At 65.8% G+C, this 13,833-nt stretch carries 9 protein-coding genes; 2 read left to right on the top strand and 7 right to left on the bottom strand.

Features of this window, described 5'->3' with window-relative positions:
- The first annotated feature begins 109 nt into the window (after positions 1–109).
- Entirely contained in the window at positions 110–1,777 is a 1,668-nt protein-coding gene (locus C3Y92_RS14800; RefSeq protein ID WP_129353810.1) for a sensor histidine kinase, read from the top strand.
- Complete coding sequence (locus tag C3Y92_RS14795; protein ID WP_235669505.1) at positions 1,774–3,201, top strand: sigma-54-dependent transcriptional regulator; 1,428 nt, start codon at positions 1,774–1,776, stop codon at positions 3,199–3,201. The genes C3Y92_RS14800 and C3Y92_RS14795 overlap by 4 nt, the downstream gene beginning before the upstream one ends.
- A gap of 133 nt (positions 3,202–3,334) precedes the next feature.
- Here C3Y92_RS14795 and C3Y92_RS14790 read toward each other — a convergent pair whose 3' ends face one another.
- The 7 genes from C3Y92_RS14790 to C3Y92_RS14760 form a co-directional block, all read right to left on the bottom strand.
- The gene (locus C3Y92_RS14790) at positions 3,335–3,811 is read right to left on the bottom strand and encodes a hypothetical protein (protein WP_129353808.1); all 477 of its coding nucleotides are present in this window, start codon (positions 3,809–3,811) and stop codon (positions 3,335–3,337) included.
- Positions 3,812–4,095: 284 nt separating this feature from the next.
- Positions 4,096–4,371, bottom strand: a complete 276-nt coding sequence (locus C3Y92_RS14785) for a late competence development ComFB family protein (protein WP_015860005.1) — start codon at positions 4,369–4,371, stop codon at positions 4,096–4,098.
- Positions 4,372–4,405: 34 nt separating this feature from the next.
- Positions 4,406–5,419: a UDP-glucose 4-epimerase GalE gene (gene galE / locus C3Y92_RS14780; protein WP_129353806.1), complete on the bottom strand. Its 1,014-nt coding sequence runs from the start codon at positions 5,417–5,419 to the stop codon at positions 4,406–4,408.
- 19 nt (positions 5,420–5,438) lie between these two features.
- On the bottom strand, positions 5,439–7,364 hold the full coding sequence (locus tag C3Y92_RS14775; RefSeq protein ID WP_129353804.1) for a hypothetical protein: 1,926 nt from the start codon (positions 7,362–7,364) through the stop codon (positions 5,439–5,441).
- 30 nt (positions 7,365–7,394) lie between these two features.
- Complete coding sequence (locus tag C3Y92_RS14770; protein WP_129353802.1) at positions 7,395–8,579, bottom strand: glycosyltransferase family 1 protein; 1,185 nt, start codon at positions 8,577–8,579, stop codon at positions 7,395–7,397.
- Between the two features lie 17 nt (positions 8,580–8,596).
- The gene (locus tag C3Y92_RS14765) at positions 8,597–10,402 is read right to left on the bottom strand and encodes an ABC transporter ATP-binding protein (protein WP_129353800.1); all 1,806 of its coding nucleotides are present in this window, start codon (positions 10,400–10,402) and stop codon (positions 8,597–8,599) included.
- A 233-nt stretch (positions 10,403–10,635) separates the two neighbouring features.
- Complete coding sequence (locus C3Y92_RS14760; RefSeq protein WP_129353798.1) at positions 10,636–13,362, bottom strand: glycosyltransferase; 2,727 nt, start codon at positions 13,360–13,362, stop codon at positions 10,636–10,638.
- Positions 13,363–13,833: the final 471 nt, after the last annotated feature.

The raw sequence follows: 13,833 nt of genomic DNA, 5'->3' as shown, positions 1-13,833 counted from the left end.
GGGCGGTTCCATGTCGGTCACATAAAAACATACTTGCGGGCTATGAAAAAAAACCATAGTAATCCGGTCAAGAAAGTGAGCGCACCGCGCGAACAGTGACCCGGCAGCCATGACAGCACGTTCGTCCATTTTTCCGACCGCTTCGGATCGCCGCCCCGGCGACCGTCCGCATCAGCCGGCCGGCCCGGCCCAGGCTTCGGCCTCGGCTTGCCCGGTTCCCGCCTCGGACCCGTCTTTCTTCGCCGCCCAGGCGGCCCTGTTCTACGAACGTCTGCCCCATGGCCTGGCCCTGTCCGATCCGGACGGCCGGCTGGTTTGCGCCAACCGCGCCCTGCGCCGCCTGCTCGGGACCGGGGAGTCCCTGCCCGAGCCGACCCTGGCCGGCCTCATCGCCCGGCTGTGCCCGGCGGTCACGCCCGTTCGGGCCGCCGCCATGGCGGCGGCCACACAGCGGTGGCATACGCCGAATCATCCGATGATCGGCCCATCAGGGCAGGCGCTCCATGTGCGCCTGCTCTTCGAATCCGTGCCCTTTCCCGACGGCCGCACGGGCCACACCCTGACCGTGGAGGACACAACCAGCCACAAGACCGCCATCGACGCCTGGCGGCGTCGCCAGACCCAGTACCGCTCCCTGGTGGAAGGCGGGGCTGACGCCATGTGCCGTTTTCTGCCGGACTTGAGCCTGCTCTACGCCAACGCCCCCTTTTGCCGGCTGTTTGGCTTGTCGCGGCGGGGAGCCGTGGGCAAAAGCCTGCTGTCCCTGGTCAGCCTGGAAGCCGGCCGGGCCGTGGTGGACGCCGTGTCCGCCCTGTCGCCCAGACAACCGGCCGGAGAGGTCGATCTGCTCCTGGGCTACGCCGACGACCGGCCGCGCTGGCTGCGGCTGACCGTTCGCGGCTTTTTCTACCGCACCGGCCATCTCAAGGACTGCCAGGCCGTGGGAGCCGACGTCTCGGACCACAAGCTCGCCGAGGACCGCTTCATCCACGCCAGCCGGCTGGTGTCGCTGGGTGCCCTGGTCTCGGGCGTGGCCCATGAGGTCAGCAACCCCAATCAGGCCATCGCGCTCAATGCCCGACTGTGCCAGGATCTCTGGGAACCCGTGGCCGAGGCCGCAGCGCGGCTGGCCCAGGCTGCGGCCATGCCCGGCAGCCCCGGCGCGCGCGGCCCGACCCTGGCCGACGCCCTGGCCGACATGCCGGCGCTTCTGGCCGACATGGCCGACTGTTCGGGCCGCATCGCCGACATCGTCTCCGAACTCAAGGAATTCGGCAGCCACGACGACGGCTCGGGCTTTGCCCCGGTGGCCGTAAACGACGCCGTGCGGGCCGCTGCCCGGCTCATGCGCCCGACGCTCAAGCGCAGCACCCGGCGCTTTTCCCTGCGCCTTTGCCGTGAAGGGCCGGTGGTGCTCGGCCGGCGGCAACGCCTGGAGCAGGTGCTGGTCAATCTGCTGGAAAACGCCTGTCTGGCCCTGCCCAACCAGGACGCGCCCATCGTGGTCGAAACGGCGCTCGCCCCCGAGGGCGACGCCGTGCGGGTACTGGTGCGCGATGCCGGCACGGGCATCGCCCCAGGCGACCTGCGCCGGGTGACCGAACCCTTTTTCACCACCCGGCGCGGCCAGGGCGGCACGGGACTGGGGCTGTCCATTTCCCACAAAATCGCCCGCGAACACGGCGGCTCCCTGGAACTCTTGCCCAACGCCGGCCCGGGCGTCACCGCCGTGGTGGCCCTGCCCCTGGCCGGCCTGCGCCAGGAGGGACTGCCGTGAGCGCCCCGACCGGCCCCGGCGTCATCCTGCTGGTGGACGACGACGTCCATATCCTGGCCAGCTACGAAAAGACCCTGCGCTACGGCGGGATGCCGCCCACCATTCCCTGCCCGGACCCGGAAGCCGCCGCCGAACTGCTCGTCAAAAACAACGTCCGTCTGGTGCTGCTTGATCTGTGCATGCCCGGCCTTGGCGGCGAGGAGGTGCTGGCCGCCCTGCGGGCCAGGCGGCCCGATGTGCCGGTCATTGTCGTCACCGGCGAAAGCGCCGTGGAATCGGCCGTGCGTCTCATGCGCCTGGGGGCCACCGATTATCTGGTCAAACCCGTGGACCGCCGCCGGCTGCTGGACGCCGTGGAGCGCGGCCTTGGGCAATGCCCGCTGCCGACGGCCACGCCCCGGGGCGGCGACGACGGCGTGCGCATGATCGGCCGCTCGGCCGGGATGCAGGAAGTCTTCGGCGTCATCGCCGCCGTGGCCCCCTCGCGCGAGCCGGTGCTCATCACCGGCGAGACCGGCGTCGGCAAGGAGCTGGCCGCCCGGGCCGTCCACGCCGCCTCGGGCCTGACCGGCCCCTTTGTGGCGGTCAACGCCGCCGGCCTGGACGACGCGCTTTTCGCCGACACGCTTTTTGGCCACGTCAAGGCCGCCTACACCGGGGCCGGCGCGGCCCGGGCCGGGCTCATCGAAAAGGCGGCCGGCGGCAGCCTGTTCCTCGACGAAATCGGCGACCTCGGCCAGGCCTCCCAGGTCAAGCTCCTGCGTCTGCTCCAGGAAAAGGAATACTACGCCCTGGGGTCCGACACCGTGAAACGCAGCCAGGCCCGCATCATCGTGGCCACCAACCGCGACCTCGACGCGCTGCTCGACCCCGGCCGCTTTCGCCTGGATCTCTTCTACCGCCTGCGCACCCACCACATCCACCTGCCGCCCCTGCGCGACCGGGCCGGGGACCTGCCCGAACTGGTCAGCCATTTCATCGCCCGGGCCGCCGGCAACCTCGGCCGCGCACCGTGCCAACCGCCGCCCGGACTGCTCAACCGTCTGGCCGCTTGCCCCTTTCCCGGCAACCTCCGGGAACTCGAAGCCATGATCCACGACGCCCTGGCCCGGTCCCGAGGCGGCGAACTGACCCTGGCCGCTTTCGACCACTGGCTGCGCCGGGCCGCACCCCAGACCCCGCCCGCCGCCGACCCGTCGCCGCCGCCAAGTTTGCCGCGCTCGCCCGGCAAAAGCCCCATCCCCACCCTCAAGGAAGCCGAAGAGGCGCTTATCGCCGAAGCCCTGCGCCGGGCCGACGGCAACCAGGCCCAGGCCGCCGCCTTTTTGGGCATCACCCGCCAGGCCCTCAACCGCAGGCTGCGGACAGGGGAGGGGACCGGCGGCGGGAGCGGGGTGAGTGGGAGCGGTGGTGCGGGCAGGTAGCTGAGAGGTTGACGGGGAGGGAAGATGCCTCCGGCGGCCGGGGGCCTCAGGCCCCCGGCCCCCCGACCTGGGGGACGGTCGGTTGGGCGGGAGAGCGTCGGCGGGGGGAGAGAGAAACTGGGACTTTCGCTATTCAGCCTTCAAATACAGGCCCTAGTCGGCCTCTGACATAACGCTCAATCATAAACTGCAAGTTAATGAACTTCCGAGGAATGAACAAATGATCCCTTAAGGTGTTTTGTTTTATCCATTGTCCAACATTATTTGCATCCAAAGTCTTTATAGACAAACATCTCCACAGCCATTCGTTGCTTATAATAGATTTTGCCAGATTGCTGTTAGAGCTATTTGGTCTGTAGTGATGGTGATAAAATCTTGGCGCTGAGCCATGTTGAACACTTCCGACCTTCAGCGTTCTTCCCGATCTGGTTAAAGTGCCATCCGTAGACAGTAATGAAAATACATAGATAGCAAAATGATCTTCGACAAACTTAAGCGAGGCATGGGGAGGGGGAATTCTTTCAATTAAGATGTCATTGCTTGATACAGAAATTCCATCTGTTTGCATCTCGTTTACAAGATCTTGTTTTATGTCAAACAAATTAAGCACAGAGGCAATGCTCCTTTTGAACGGGCTTTATACGGCATTGTTTTTGAATGACGGAGCCCCATTGCTTAACCATCCAACGGCCACGCCGACAAGGGACGCCAACCACAAACTCGCCATCAAAAAGGGCTGTTTGGGGCGCTATCAAAGCCTCGCGCCCCAAACAGCCCTTTAGGCCTTTTTCAGAGTTGATAACCCTGCGAAGTTCTAACGAGCTGTGTCTTACCCGGTGGGGTTTCCAAAGGGGCTCAGCCCCTTTGGCCGCCGGAGGCACTCTTCATTCTCCCTCAATAATTCGGCCGCGCCATGATGGTGCGGACGGCTTCGCGCATCCGGTCGCGGATCAGCGCGTCGCTGACCGGTTCGTTGATGACCAGACTGACGGCCTGCCGGTAGCGGGCCGGCAGCTTGTTGAGCGTCAGCGCGTAGAGATCCTCGATGTCGGTGCGCGTGGCGACGAATTCCGGGAATTCCTCGAGCACCATGGGGATGAAGTTGATCACGCGCTCTTCGTTGCCGTTGCGGATGGAGTGGAAATCGAGTCCCAGCGCTGCAAAGTCCATGGCATCCTCCGCAAAAATGGTCTTTTGTTCCTTGTTACCCGGACTTGCGCAGATTGCAATGCCTTTTGGACGGCAGCCCCTGTTCGTGCCAGCGCCAGGCCGTGGCCACGATGTCGCGCAGAGCGCCGTAGCGCGGGTTCCAGCCCAGTTCCCGGATGATGGCTCCGGAGTCGGCGTAAAGGCCCGGCGAGTCGCCGGCCCGGCGGGGGCCTTCGACCATGGGCACGGACTTGCCCGAGACCTCTTCCACGGTGCGGATCACTTCGCGCACGGAGTTGCCCGTGCCGGTGCCCAGGTTGTAGACGGCGCTTTTGCCGCCGTCCAGGAGCCGTTTGACGGCCAGGATGTGGGCGTCGGCCAGATCGGCGACATGGATGTAGTCGCGAACGGCCGTGCCGTCCGGGGTCGGGTAGTCCGTGCCGAAGACCTCCACCCGGGGGATGCGGCCCAGGGCGGCGGCGATGACCAGGGGAATCAGATGGGTTTCGGGATCGTGGTCCTCGCCGATCTGGCCGTCCGGATCGGCCCCGGCGGCGTTGAAGTAGCGCAGGGCGGTGTAGGTCATGCCGTAAGCGGCGTCGAAATCCTTGAGCATCTGTTCGATCATGAGCTTGGACGTGCCGTAGGGGCTCATGGGCCGGGTGGGGTGGTCCTCGGTCAGGGGCACGCGCTCGGGCGCGCCGTAGGTGGCGCAGGTGCTGGAGAAGACGATGTGGGGACAGCCGGCCTTGCGCATGGCCGAGAGCAGCGACAGGGAGCCGGCCACGTTGTTGCGGTAGTATTTTTCCGGGTCGGTCACGGATTCGCCGACATAGGCGAAGGCGGCGAAATGGAGCACGGCGGCGGGTTTGAATTCGGCGAACACTTCATCGAGTTCGCCGCGGTTGAGGATATCGCCGCGCACCAGCGGCCCCCAGTTCACGGCCCAGTCGTGGCCGTAGACCATGTTGTCGTAGGTGATGGGCGTGAATCCTGCCGCGGCCAACGCCTTGCAGGTATGGGAGCCGATGTAGCCCGCGCCGCCGGTGACCAGAATGTTGGTGGCCATGGTCCGTTCTTCCTTGGTTTTACTTGTCCGCGAGGATCGCCGCAAAGGGCTTGTCCGCGTCCTTTTGGCCGCGTCCCTTTGCAGGCGCGCCCAGGGTCATGGTCATTTCACGATAAAACGTGGTGGCGCTTACGCGCAAGGACAGACCCTGTCCCGGCGAGAGTTTGCCCAGGCCCAGTTCCTTGGCCGGCAGGCGCATCTCCAGGGCGATGTGGGGCAGGGGCTTGTCCAGCACCTGGACCAGCCCGGTCTCGTCGATGCGTGTGAGGCGTCCGTCGTCCTCGATGCGAAAGAGCCGGGGAACCAGTTCGAAGCGCCCCGGATATTTGCGGTGGGGCTGGGGCAGCAGGCAGGCGGCGAAACGGCGCAGGCCCGCCCCGGCATCGACCTCCAGCTGCAGCTGGTAGGTTTCGGAAATGGGGAACTCGCCCTCGTAGGCCAAAAGAAACAGGTCGGCGTAGTTCTGGGCCAGATGGAACAGGTTCAGCCCGTCCTGGCTCCAGCTCATGTGCACGTCGCCAAAGGGCACGTGGGGCGCGGCCGTGCGCAGCCAGGGCAGGCGCGTGCCGGCCTTGTCCGGCCAGTCGGCCAGCCCGCCGTCGGTCAGCGACGTCGGCGTCGCGGCCGGGTGGATGGGGACCACGGCCGGCTGGGGCGGAGTCGTCCGGCCGGCGCTGGCGGCATGGATGGCCGGAGCCTCGCGGTTGGCCGGGGCCATGGCGGCCAAGAGCTTTTCATACGGGACGTTGTGGATATCGACGAGACCCATGTTGAAGTCCTCGCCGTCGCCGCGTCCGCCGGTCGGCTCGTCGTAGTACTGGAACCAGTGCACGGCGGCGACATTGGGGAAGGCGGCGAAGTGGCGCACGGCGGCCGAGGCCCCGGTGGCCCGTTCGGCCTGGGTTTGGACATGCATCAGATGGCCGTTGTTGACGTTGCCGGAGCGGTTCTCGTTGGCCGCGAAGAAGAATTCCGAGATGAGCACCGGCGTGTCGGTGAGCCTGGCCAGCCCGTCGAAGTAGTAGGGGGCCACCCAGCCGTCGGGGGTGTCCACGTTGTAGTTGGTGGACAGCACGTCGAGGAAGCCGCGCGAGGCCAGGACCGCGTCCTGGTTGTAGTAGAGCGGCAGGCGGTCGCCCATGACCAGCCGGCCCGGGTCCACGGTCCGCAGCGCCTTGTGGACGAGCTCGTAGTAGCGTCCGGCGCAGGCGGCGGTCACCTTGTTGATGAGCGCGATGCCCCGGCCGCCGGGCCGCAGTTTCAGTTCCGCGCCGCCCTTTTTGAGATCCTCAAAGGAATCAAAGCCCGCTGCCGGCACGAAGTCGGCCAGGAGCCTGTCCCACTTGCCCTGGTAGTGGTCGTACACCATGCGCCAGACATGGCGTTTGGCGTAGATGGCCCATTCGTTGCCGAGGTACCACTTGAAAAGCGGCGCGTTCCACCAGCCCACTTCGTTGTCCGTGAAGTAGCCGATGACGGCCGGATTGTCGCGGTAGGGCGCGGTCAGTTCCCGGGCCTTGGCGATGGTCAGCTCCAGGGCGTCGGGGGCGAAAGGGTCGAACCAATGCAGCCGGGCGTTGCGGCCAAGGTCGATCTCGGGAACCAGGGGCAGGGCCATGGCCGTGGTCGGGTCGGACCAGCCGCCCCGGGTGTTGAACCCCCAGGCGTAGAGGCGCTTTTGCGTGTCGGCGGCCCAAGCGGCCTGATCGGGGTAATACTTCTCGAAATAGTAGCCCCGCTCCCGGGTCGTCTTGTCGCCGTCGTTGACGGTGTTGACGCCCATGGAGAAAAAGCGCGGCCCGCCGGGCAGGGTGAGCCACCAGACGCCATTATCGCGGATTGTGCCGAAGCGTTCGGCCGACCCGGCCGGGGCCGGTCCGGCCAGGGCGGCCAGGCAAAGCAGAGCCACAAGCCCCGAACACAGGAAGCGGAAGGATTTCAGCATGTGCGGCACAATGGTGGTCAGGGGTTGCGGCTAGGCCAAGGCATCGGCCAAAAGCTTGGCCAACACCACGTCGGAGTCGAAGTAGCGCGCGGCAAACGCCTTGGCGGCGGCGCTGTGGCGGTCCCAGTCGGCGCGCACGGCCTCGATGCCGGCCAGGGCTTGGGCTTCGTTGGCAAAGGCCAGCACGCCCTCGCCTACGTCCATGAAGCGGGAGTAGCCGGTGTCCTGGACCACGGCCGGCCGGCCCGAGGCCAGGTAGCAGGCGGTGCGGCAGGAAAACCAGCCGCTTTGGGTGGCCACGTAGGCGTTTTTGGCCGTGGAGAACTCGGCGTAGCTGTCCCAGATGTAGTCGCGGTAGACCCAGGGCGTTTGGGACATGGAAAAGCCGTCACGCAGCTTCCAGCCTTTTTCCTCCAGCAGTTCACGGGGCGGCTTGCCGCCGCCAAGGGCCAGCTCCAGCTCGGCCGTGGTCTTCTGGGGCAGGTCGAGCATTTTTTCAAATTCCAGGTTCTTGCCGCCGTACTGCACGCCGCCCACCAGTGGCCCTTTCTGGGCCGGCTGCCAGGAGAGCACGGTGGTAAACGTCTGCCGGGCGGGACTGGCCGGGGCGTCGCCCCAACAGGACAGCACGATGGGCTGGCGGGTGGGAATCCAGTCGATGACCCCCTTGGGCACGGTGCAGAAGTCCTGGCCGACGTTTTCGCCAAAGGAAAAAAACACGTCGTGGCGGCGCATGTTTTCGATGTTGCGCTTTTCCTCGTCCGTGGCCGTGCCGTCCAAAAACTGCGGGAAGCTCGACTGGGTGTAGAGCGGGTCGGAGTCGATGAGCACCTTGACCGGGATTTTGGCGTAGTTCTTGCGCAATTGGCAGGTGGTCGAGATGTTGAAAAAGACGTCGGCACGAGCGACCACGGCCTCAAGCTCCTCGGCGGACATGCCCCAATGCCGGTCATCCGGGCCGATGACGCAAAAGCGCTTGGCCAGCCCCGGGTCCAGGGCGGCCAGATAATCGCCCAGGTACTTGGTGTGGTAGGTCAGGTCATCGACAAAGGTGACGTTGAAGGGGTCATAGGCCCAGCCGCCGGTGTCTTCGAGGTAGTAGACGTCGTGGCCCAGGCGGTAAAAGCCGTGGAGGTACTGGATGTAGTCCCAGGCCACGCCGCCCAGCGGATAGGTGGCGGCCAGGCCGGAAACGATGATGGTGCGTTTTTTCATGTTGTTGTCCGGGGCGGTTAGGCCACCAGCGGCGCGGGCGGCAGCTTCTCGGGCTTGCCCTTGCCCATCTGGATGGCGTGGAGCCGGGCGAATTCGCCGTTTTGGGCCATGAGCTCGTCATAGGAGCCCATCTCATGGATGCGCTGGTTTTTGATCACCAAAATCATATCGGCCCGGCGCATCATGGACAGGCGGTGGGCGATGACAAAAGTGGTGCGATTTTGCATGAGCCGCTCCAGGCCTTCCATGATGAGCGCCTCGGTCTCGGCGTCCAGGGCCGAAGTGGGTTCGTCGAGGATTAAAAGCGGCGCGTCCTTTAACAGCGCCCGGGCGATGGAGATGCGCTGGCGCTGGCCGCCCGAGAGGTTGGCCCCTTTTTCGCCGAGGATGGTGTCGTAGCCGTCGGGCAGGCCGATGATGAAGTCGTGGGCATTGGCCAGGGTGGCGGCCTGGACGACTTCCTCGCGGCTGGCCTGGCGTTTGCCGTAGGCGATGTTGTCGTGGACGCTCATGGGGAAAAGCTGGGTTTCCTGCAGGACGATGGCGATGTTGTCGCGCAGGCTGCGCAGGGTCACGTCGCGCAGGTCCTGGCCGTCGATGACGATGGCGCCTTTCTGGGGATCGTAAAAACGCAGCAGCAGGCTCACCAGCGAGGTCTTGCCGGCCCCGGTCTGGCCCACGATGGCCACGGTGGAGCCGCCGGGACAGGTGAAGGCCACGTCGTTTAAGACCATCTTTTCGGGGGTATAGCCAAAGGTCACGTCGCTAAAGACGACCTCGCCCCGGCCCACGGCCAGCTTGGGGGCGTCGGGCTTTTCCGGCACGGCCTCGTTGACGGCCAACACGTCCATGACGCGCCGGGCACGGGCCAGCGACGCCCGGATGCCGGCCACGGTGTCGCTTAAGCTGTTGAGCGGCGTGTAGAGCGAGGCGAGATAGGAAATAAAGACCAGCAGTTCACCGGTGGACAGCGTGCCGTCCAGGACATGGCGCACGCCGATGTAGAGCACCAGCGCCGTGCCCGTGGCCGTGATGCCCGAGACCAGCCAGCCGTAGACAGTCTGCAAGGCGTAGAGCGACAGCTTGCGGTCAAAGGAGTGCTGGGACTCGGCCACGAACTTGCGCCGTTCCTCGTCCTCGCGGCCAAAGGCCTGGACCAGGGTGATGGAGGAAAAGATGCGCTCCACCGTGGTGTAGACTTGCGACTCCTTCATGTGCGTCTCGGTGGTCAGGTCGCCGATCTTGCGCGAGACCCGGGAGATGGCCAGAAAGAGAAACGGTATGACGCACAGGGCGTAGAGGGTGAGTTCCGCGTCCATCTGCAGGCACACCACCAACATGCCGATGAGCAAGGCCGAGCTGGTGAGCGTGGTGAAGACGCCGTTCATGAGCAAGGTCTGGACGGCGTAGGTGTCGCCCATGATGCGGTAGATGAGGTCGCCGGTGGGCCATTTCTGGTGAAAGAGCAGGGACTGGCGCTGCAAGTGGTCGAACAGGTCGCAGCGCAGGTCCTGGACCATGTCCTGGCCCATGCGGATGGTCAGGTAGTTGTTGCACAGCTGCACAAAGCCGACCAGAAAATGGACGCTGACCAGCAGGCCGACCACGCAGATGAGCTGAAAACTCACGGTCCAGGCGGTCAGATCCGGTTTCCAGCCAAAGACGTCCAGGGGCTTGTGGCCGATGATCTGGTCGATGGCGAGTTTGAGCGGCCAGGGTTTGAGGAGTTCCATGGCGCTGGCCATGCCGACCAGGCACAGCCCCAGCACGAACAGATGCCGGTAGGGGCGCAGGTAGCGAAGCAGGGTGCGAAACATGCTCATGGCGTCATTCCTTGGCGGCCGGGCCGCCAGACCACAGCGGACGAAACGTCCGCCTGGCCGGTCCGGGAGAGGCGGCAACCCTTCCGGTTGCTTCCGAGGGTCGGAAGCGTCGTGTACGGCCTTTGGGCCGGCCGGGCAAGGGGCTTGGCCGGCCGGCGGCCTCACGCAGGCCGCCCCCGGCCGTCCGGCCTTGGCCGTGACGGAATCCGGGGGCGGCGCGTTGTCGCTTGGGATTAAGCGGCTTCGATGGTGGCCGGGGCCACGGGCTCGGCCGGGGCGGTGATGTCGTCGGCGTCGTCGCGGGCGACGGTCTGGGGCTTGACGACCTTGACCACGCGCTCGTCCTTGGGCTCGGAGGCCGAGCAGCCCGGACGGGTCACCATGACGTACTGGGTGATGGTGGCGACCAGGGCGGCGGCGCGGTAGAGGCCCAGGCCCATCCAGGCGGTCAGCGCCAGGGCGGCGGCTCCGGCGGCGATGGCGGCCAGGGGCTTGAGCATGGCCAGGACGCCGGCGGCGATGACCAAACCGGCCAGGGCGGCGGTGGCGAGGCCAGAGGGCAGCACCGAGCCGGCCATGCGCACGAACCGCTTATCGCCGCCGTGGTTCTCCACGGTCATGCGCAGCCGGGCCGTGGTCAGGCGGCAGGTGCGTACCGACAGGTCCCAGGGCGGGGTGTTGGACGAGGCGGCAAAGCCGGAATCCAGGGCATAGTTGACGCCAAGAGTGCGCAGCAGGCCGATGACCGAGGCCAGCAGCTCGTCGCGCTCCAGGCCCTTGTTGTTCCAGAAGAAGCGGTGGAACGACAGGCGGTGGGCCAGGATGCCGGCGGTACCGGCCAGACGGCGCAGAAAGCCGATGCGCGGCAGGCTGGCTTCGTCGCAGGCCGAGGTGTCGGCCAGGGGCAGCGGGCAGGCGTTGACGCCGGCCCCGCGCTTAAGCGCCGCCAGAGTCTTGTAGCGGGTCCAGCCGCGCAGCACCGGCTGGGCCAGGGTCAGGCCGGCGATGGTCAGGCGGGAGGCCAGACAGTCGTGGTGCTTGGGCAGCCGGGCCTTGCTCACCCGGTAGCCGACGAAGGCGACGGTGGCGGCGGCCATGGCCAGCCCCACGCCGCCGGCGATGAGGCTAAAGGGCGTGGCGAGCATCAGCGCCAACGCCACGACCATCCATTCCATGGACAGCGGCAGATAGGCGGCCAGGCTGCCCTTGGGTTCGTAGAGGGTCTGGAACAGCCCCATGCCGAAGGCGCCGTGGTAGACCACCGGCCGGGCGGCCAAAAGCGCGCCGGAGATGTCGCCGTAGATGCGGCCGGCCCAGCGGGAGTTGCCCAGCAGGTTGAAGCGGAACTTGTGCTTGGGAATTAAAAGCGCCTCGGCCCGGCCGTAGCCCTTTTGCTGCTTGAGGTACGCCGAAACCGTGCAGCGGCGATGGTGCCATACGAACATGGCGGCGGAAAAGCCGATGATGTGGCCCTGGTCCTGGAGGCGCCAGCACACGTCCACGTCGTCGCCGGCCGCCCGGTAGGTGGCGTCGAAGCCGCCGATGCCGGCCAGGTATTCCTTGCGGTAGGCCATGTTGCAGCCCGGGATGTGCTCGGCGATCTCGTCGGTCAAAAGCACGTGGGTCGGCGCGCCGGGCGACACGGCCACGCAGGCGGCGGTGCGGTTGTCGTCGGGCGGGGGCAGGTTGGGGCCGCCCACGGCCACGAAGCGCTCGTCGGTAAAGGCCCAGGCCATGTAGTGCAGCCAATGCGGGTCCACGTAGCAGTCGGAGTCGGTGTAGGCGACAATGGTGCCCCGGGCGGCGTTCATGCCGACGTTGCGGGCGGCGGACAGGCCCAGGTTGGGCTGGTGGATCACCTGGATGTAGGGCGCGGCGGCGGCGTGGCGGTCGGCGATCTCGCCGGTGGCGTCGGTGGAGCCGTCATCGACCACAATGACTTCGAAGTTGGGGTAGTCGACCTTGGCAAAGGAAGCCAGGCAGCCGTCCATGGTGGAGTCGGCGTTGTAGGCGCACACGACCACCGAGATAAACGGCGCGTCGGCCGGCAGATGGGGCAGCTTCTGGCGGTAGACGTCGGCCACGGCCTGGTAGGCCGGCTTTTGCTTGCGCACCTCGGACACGATGCCGAACTTCCAGTCCTCGACCAGATGGCCGCCGGTGAACCATTCGTCGGTCCAGGCGAAGACCATGGTGCCGGACACGCCCAGCTCAAAGGAGGCGTGCAACTGCCAGGACAGGGTCTCGGCCACATGCTCCTCGTCGTTGCGGATGGAGTCCATGCCGAATTCGGACAAGACCAGCGGCAGTTCGCCGGCCACGTTCTGCAGCCGCTTGACGTAGGCGCGGAAGGCTTTCTCGTCGTGGAGGTAGACGTTAAAGGACAGGAAATCCAAAAACGGCAGGCGCAGGTATTCCGTGGACGGGTAGTTGGCGTAGGTCACCAGGCCTTCGGGGTCTTCCTCGCGCACGATGTTGGTGAGCTTTTCGAGGAACTTCTCGATCTTGCCCGCGCCGTGCCAGCGCACGATGTGGCTGGGGATCTCGTTGCCGATAAGCCAGGCCAGGATGGCCGGATGGCCGGCCAGGGAGGCCACGGCCTCGCGGATGGTCTTCTTGATGTCTTCCTTGACTTCCCACTGGTCGAGGAAGCACAGGTGCTGGGGCCAGGGCACGCCGATCATGACGCGCACGCCGTAGCGGGCGGCGATGTCCAGGAAGCGGCGGGGCGGCACGTAATAGACGCGGATGGCGTTGATGCCGGCGCGGCGCATGAGTTCGAAGTCATGGGCCACGGTGTCGTCCTCGGGCAGGGGTTCGCCCCGGGAGTTTTCCGGGAACGGGCCGTAGGTGACGCCCTTGATGAAGAACTTGTCTTCCCCGGCAAACAGATACCGGCCCCTGGCGCGGATGCGCGGGAGGGCTTCGACGCCGGCGAGTCCTTCTTCGATCTGGAACATAATTCCCCTTCTCCTTGGGTTGGGCGAACCTTCGCCCGCTTTTGCCGTCTGCCGTTTCGGTAACCGACGGCGGCGGCGTACTTTTTTCAGTCTGGGCAGGATTTTTTCAACCGCCCGGAATGTTATGATATTTCTGGCAGTTTTTGGCCGGGCGGCCGTCTGCTTGCGGGCCTCTTATAGCATGTATCGTGCCATATGCTCCGAAGCAGGCCCCAGGCGGTTCGGCGGGCGCGGCCGCCAACGGAAAGGGGGTCTGGTTACGAAAATTGCGCGTTCGATTACGAAAGCGTAATCGCCATTTCAGGAAACGAGTTGCTTCATTATTTCAGGGTGTTATTTTGGAGTGGCCGCGTCGCCGTCAAACGTTGGCGCGATGGGCGGGATGGCTTGAGAACGCCACGCCCGTCGTGTAGGAAACGGCGACTTTGCCAATCGGGTATGGTCGGACAAGCCTTCCCGCCCGCCGCAGGA

The organism is Solidesulfovibrio carbinolicus, from assembly GCF_004135975.1.
GTDB lineage: Bacteria > Desulfobacterota > Desulfovibrionia > Desulfovibrionales > Desulfovibrionaceae > Solidesulfovibrio > Solidesulfovibrio carbinolicus.
Note: the sequence above shows the minus strand (reverse complement) of the source record. Positions and strands in the feature narration are given on the sequence as shown.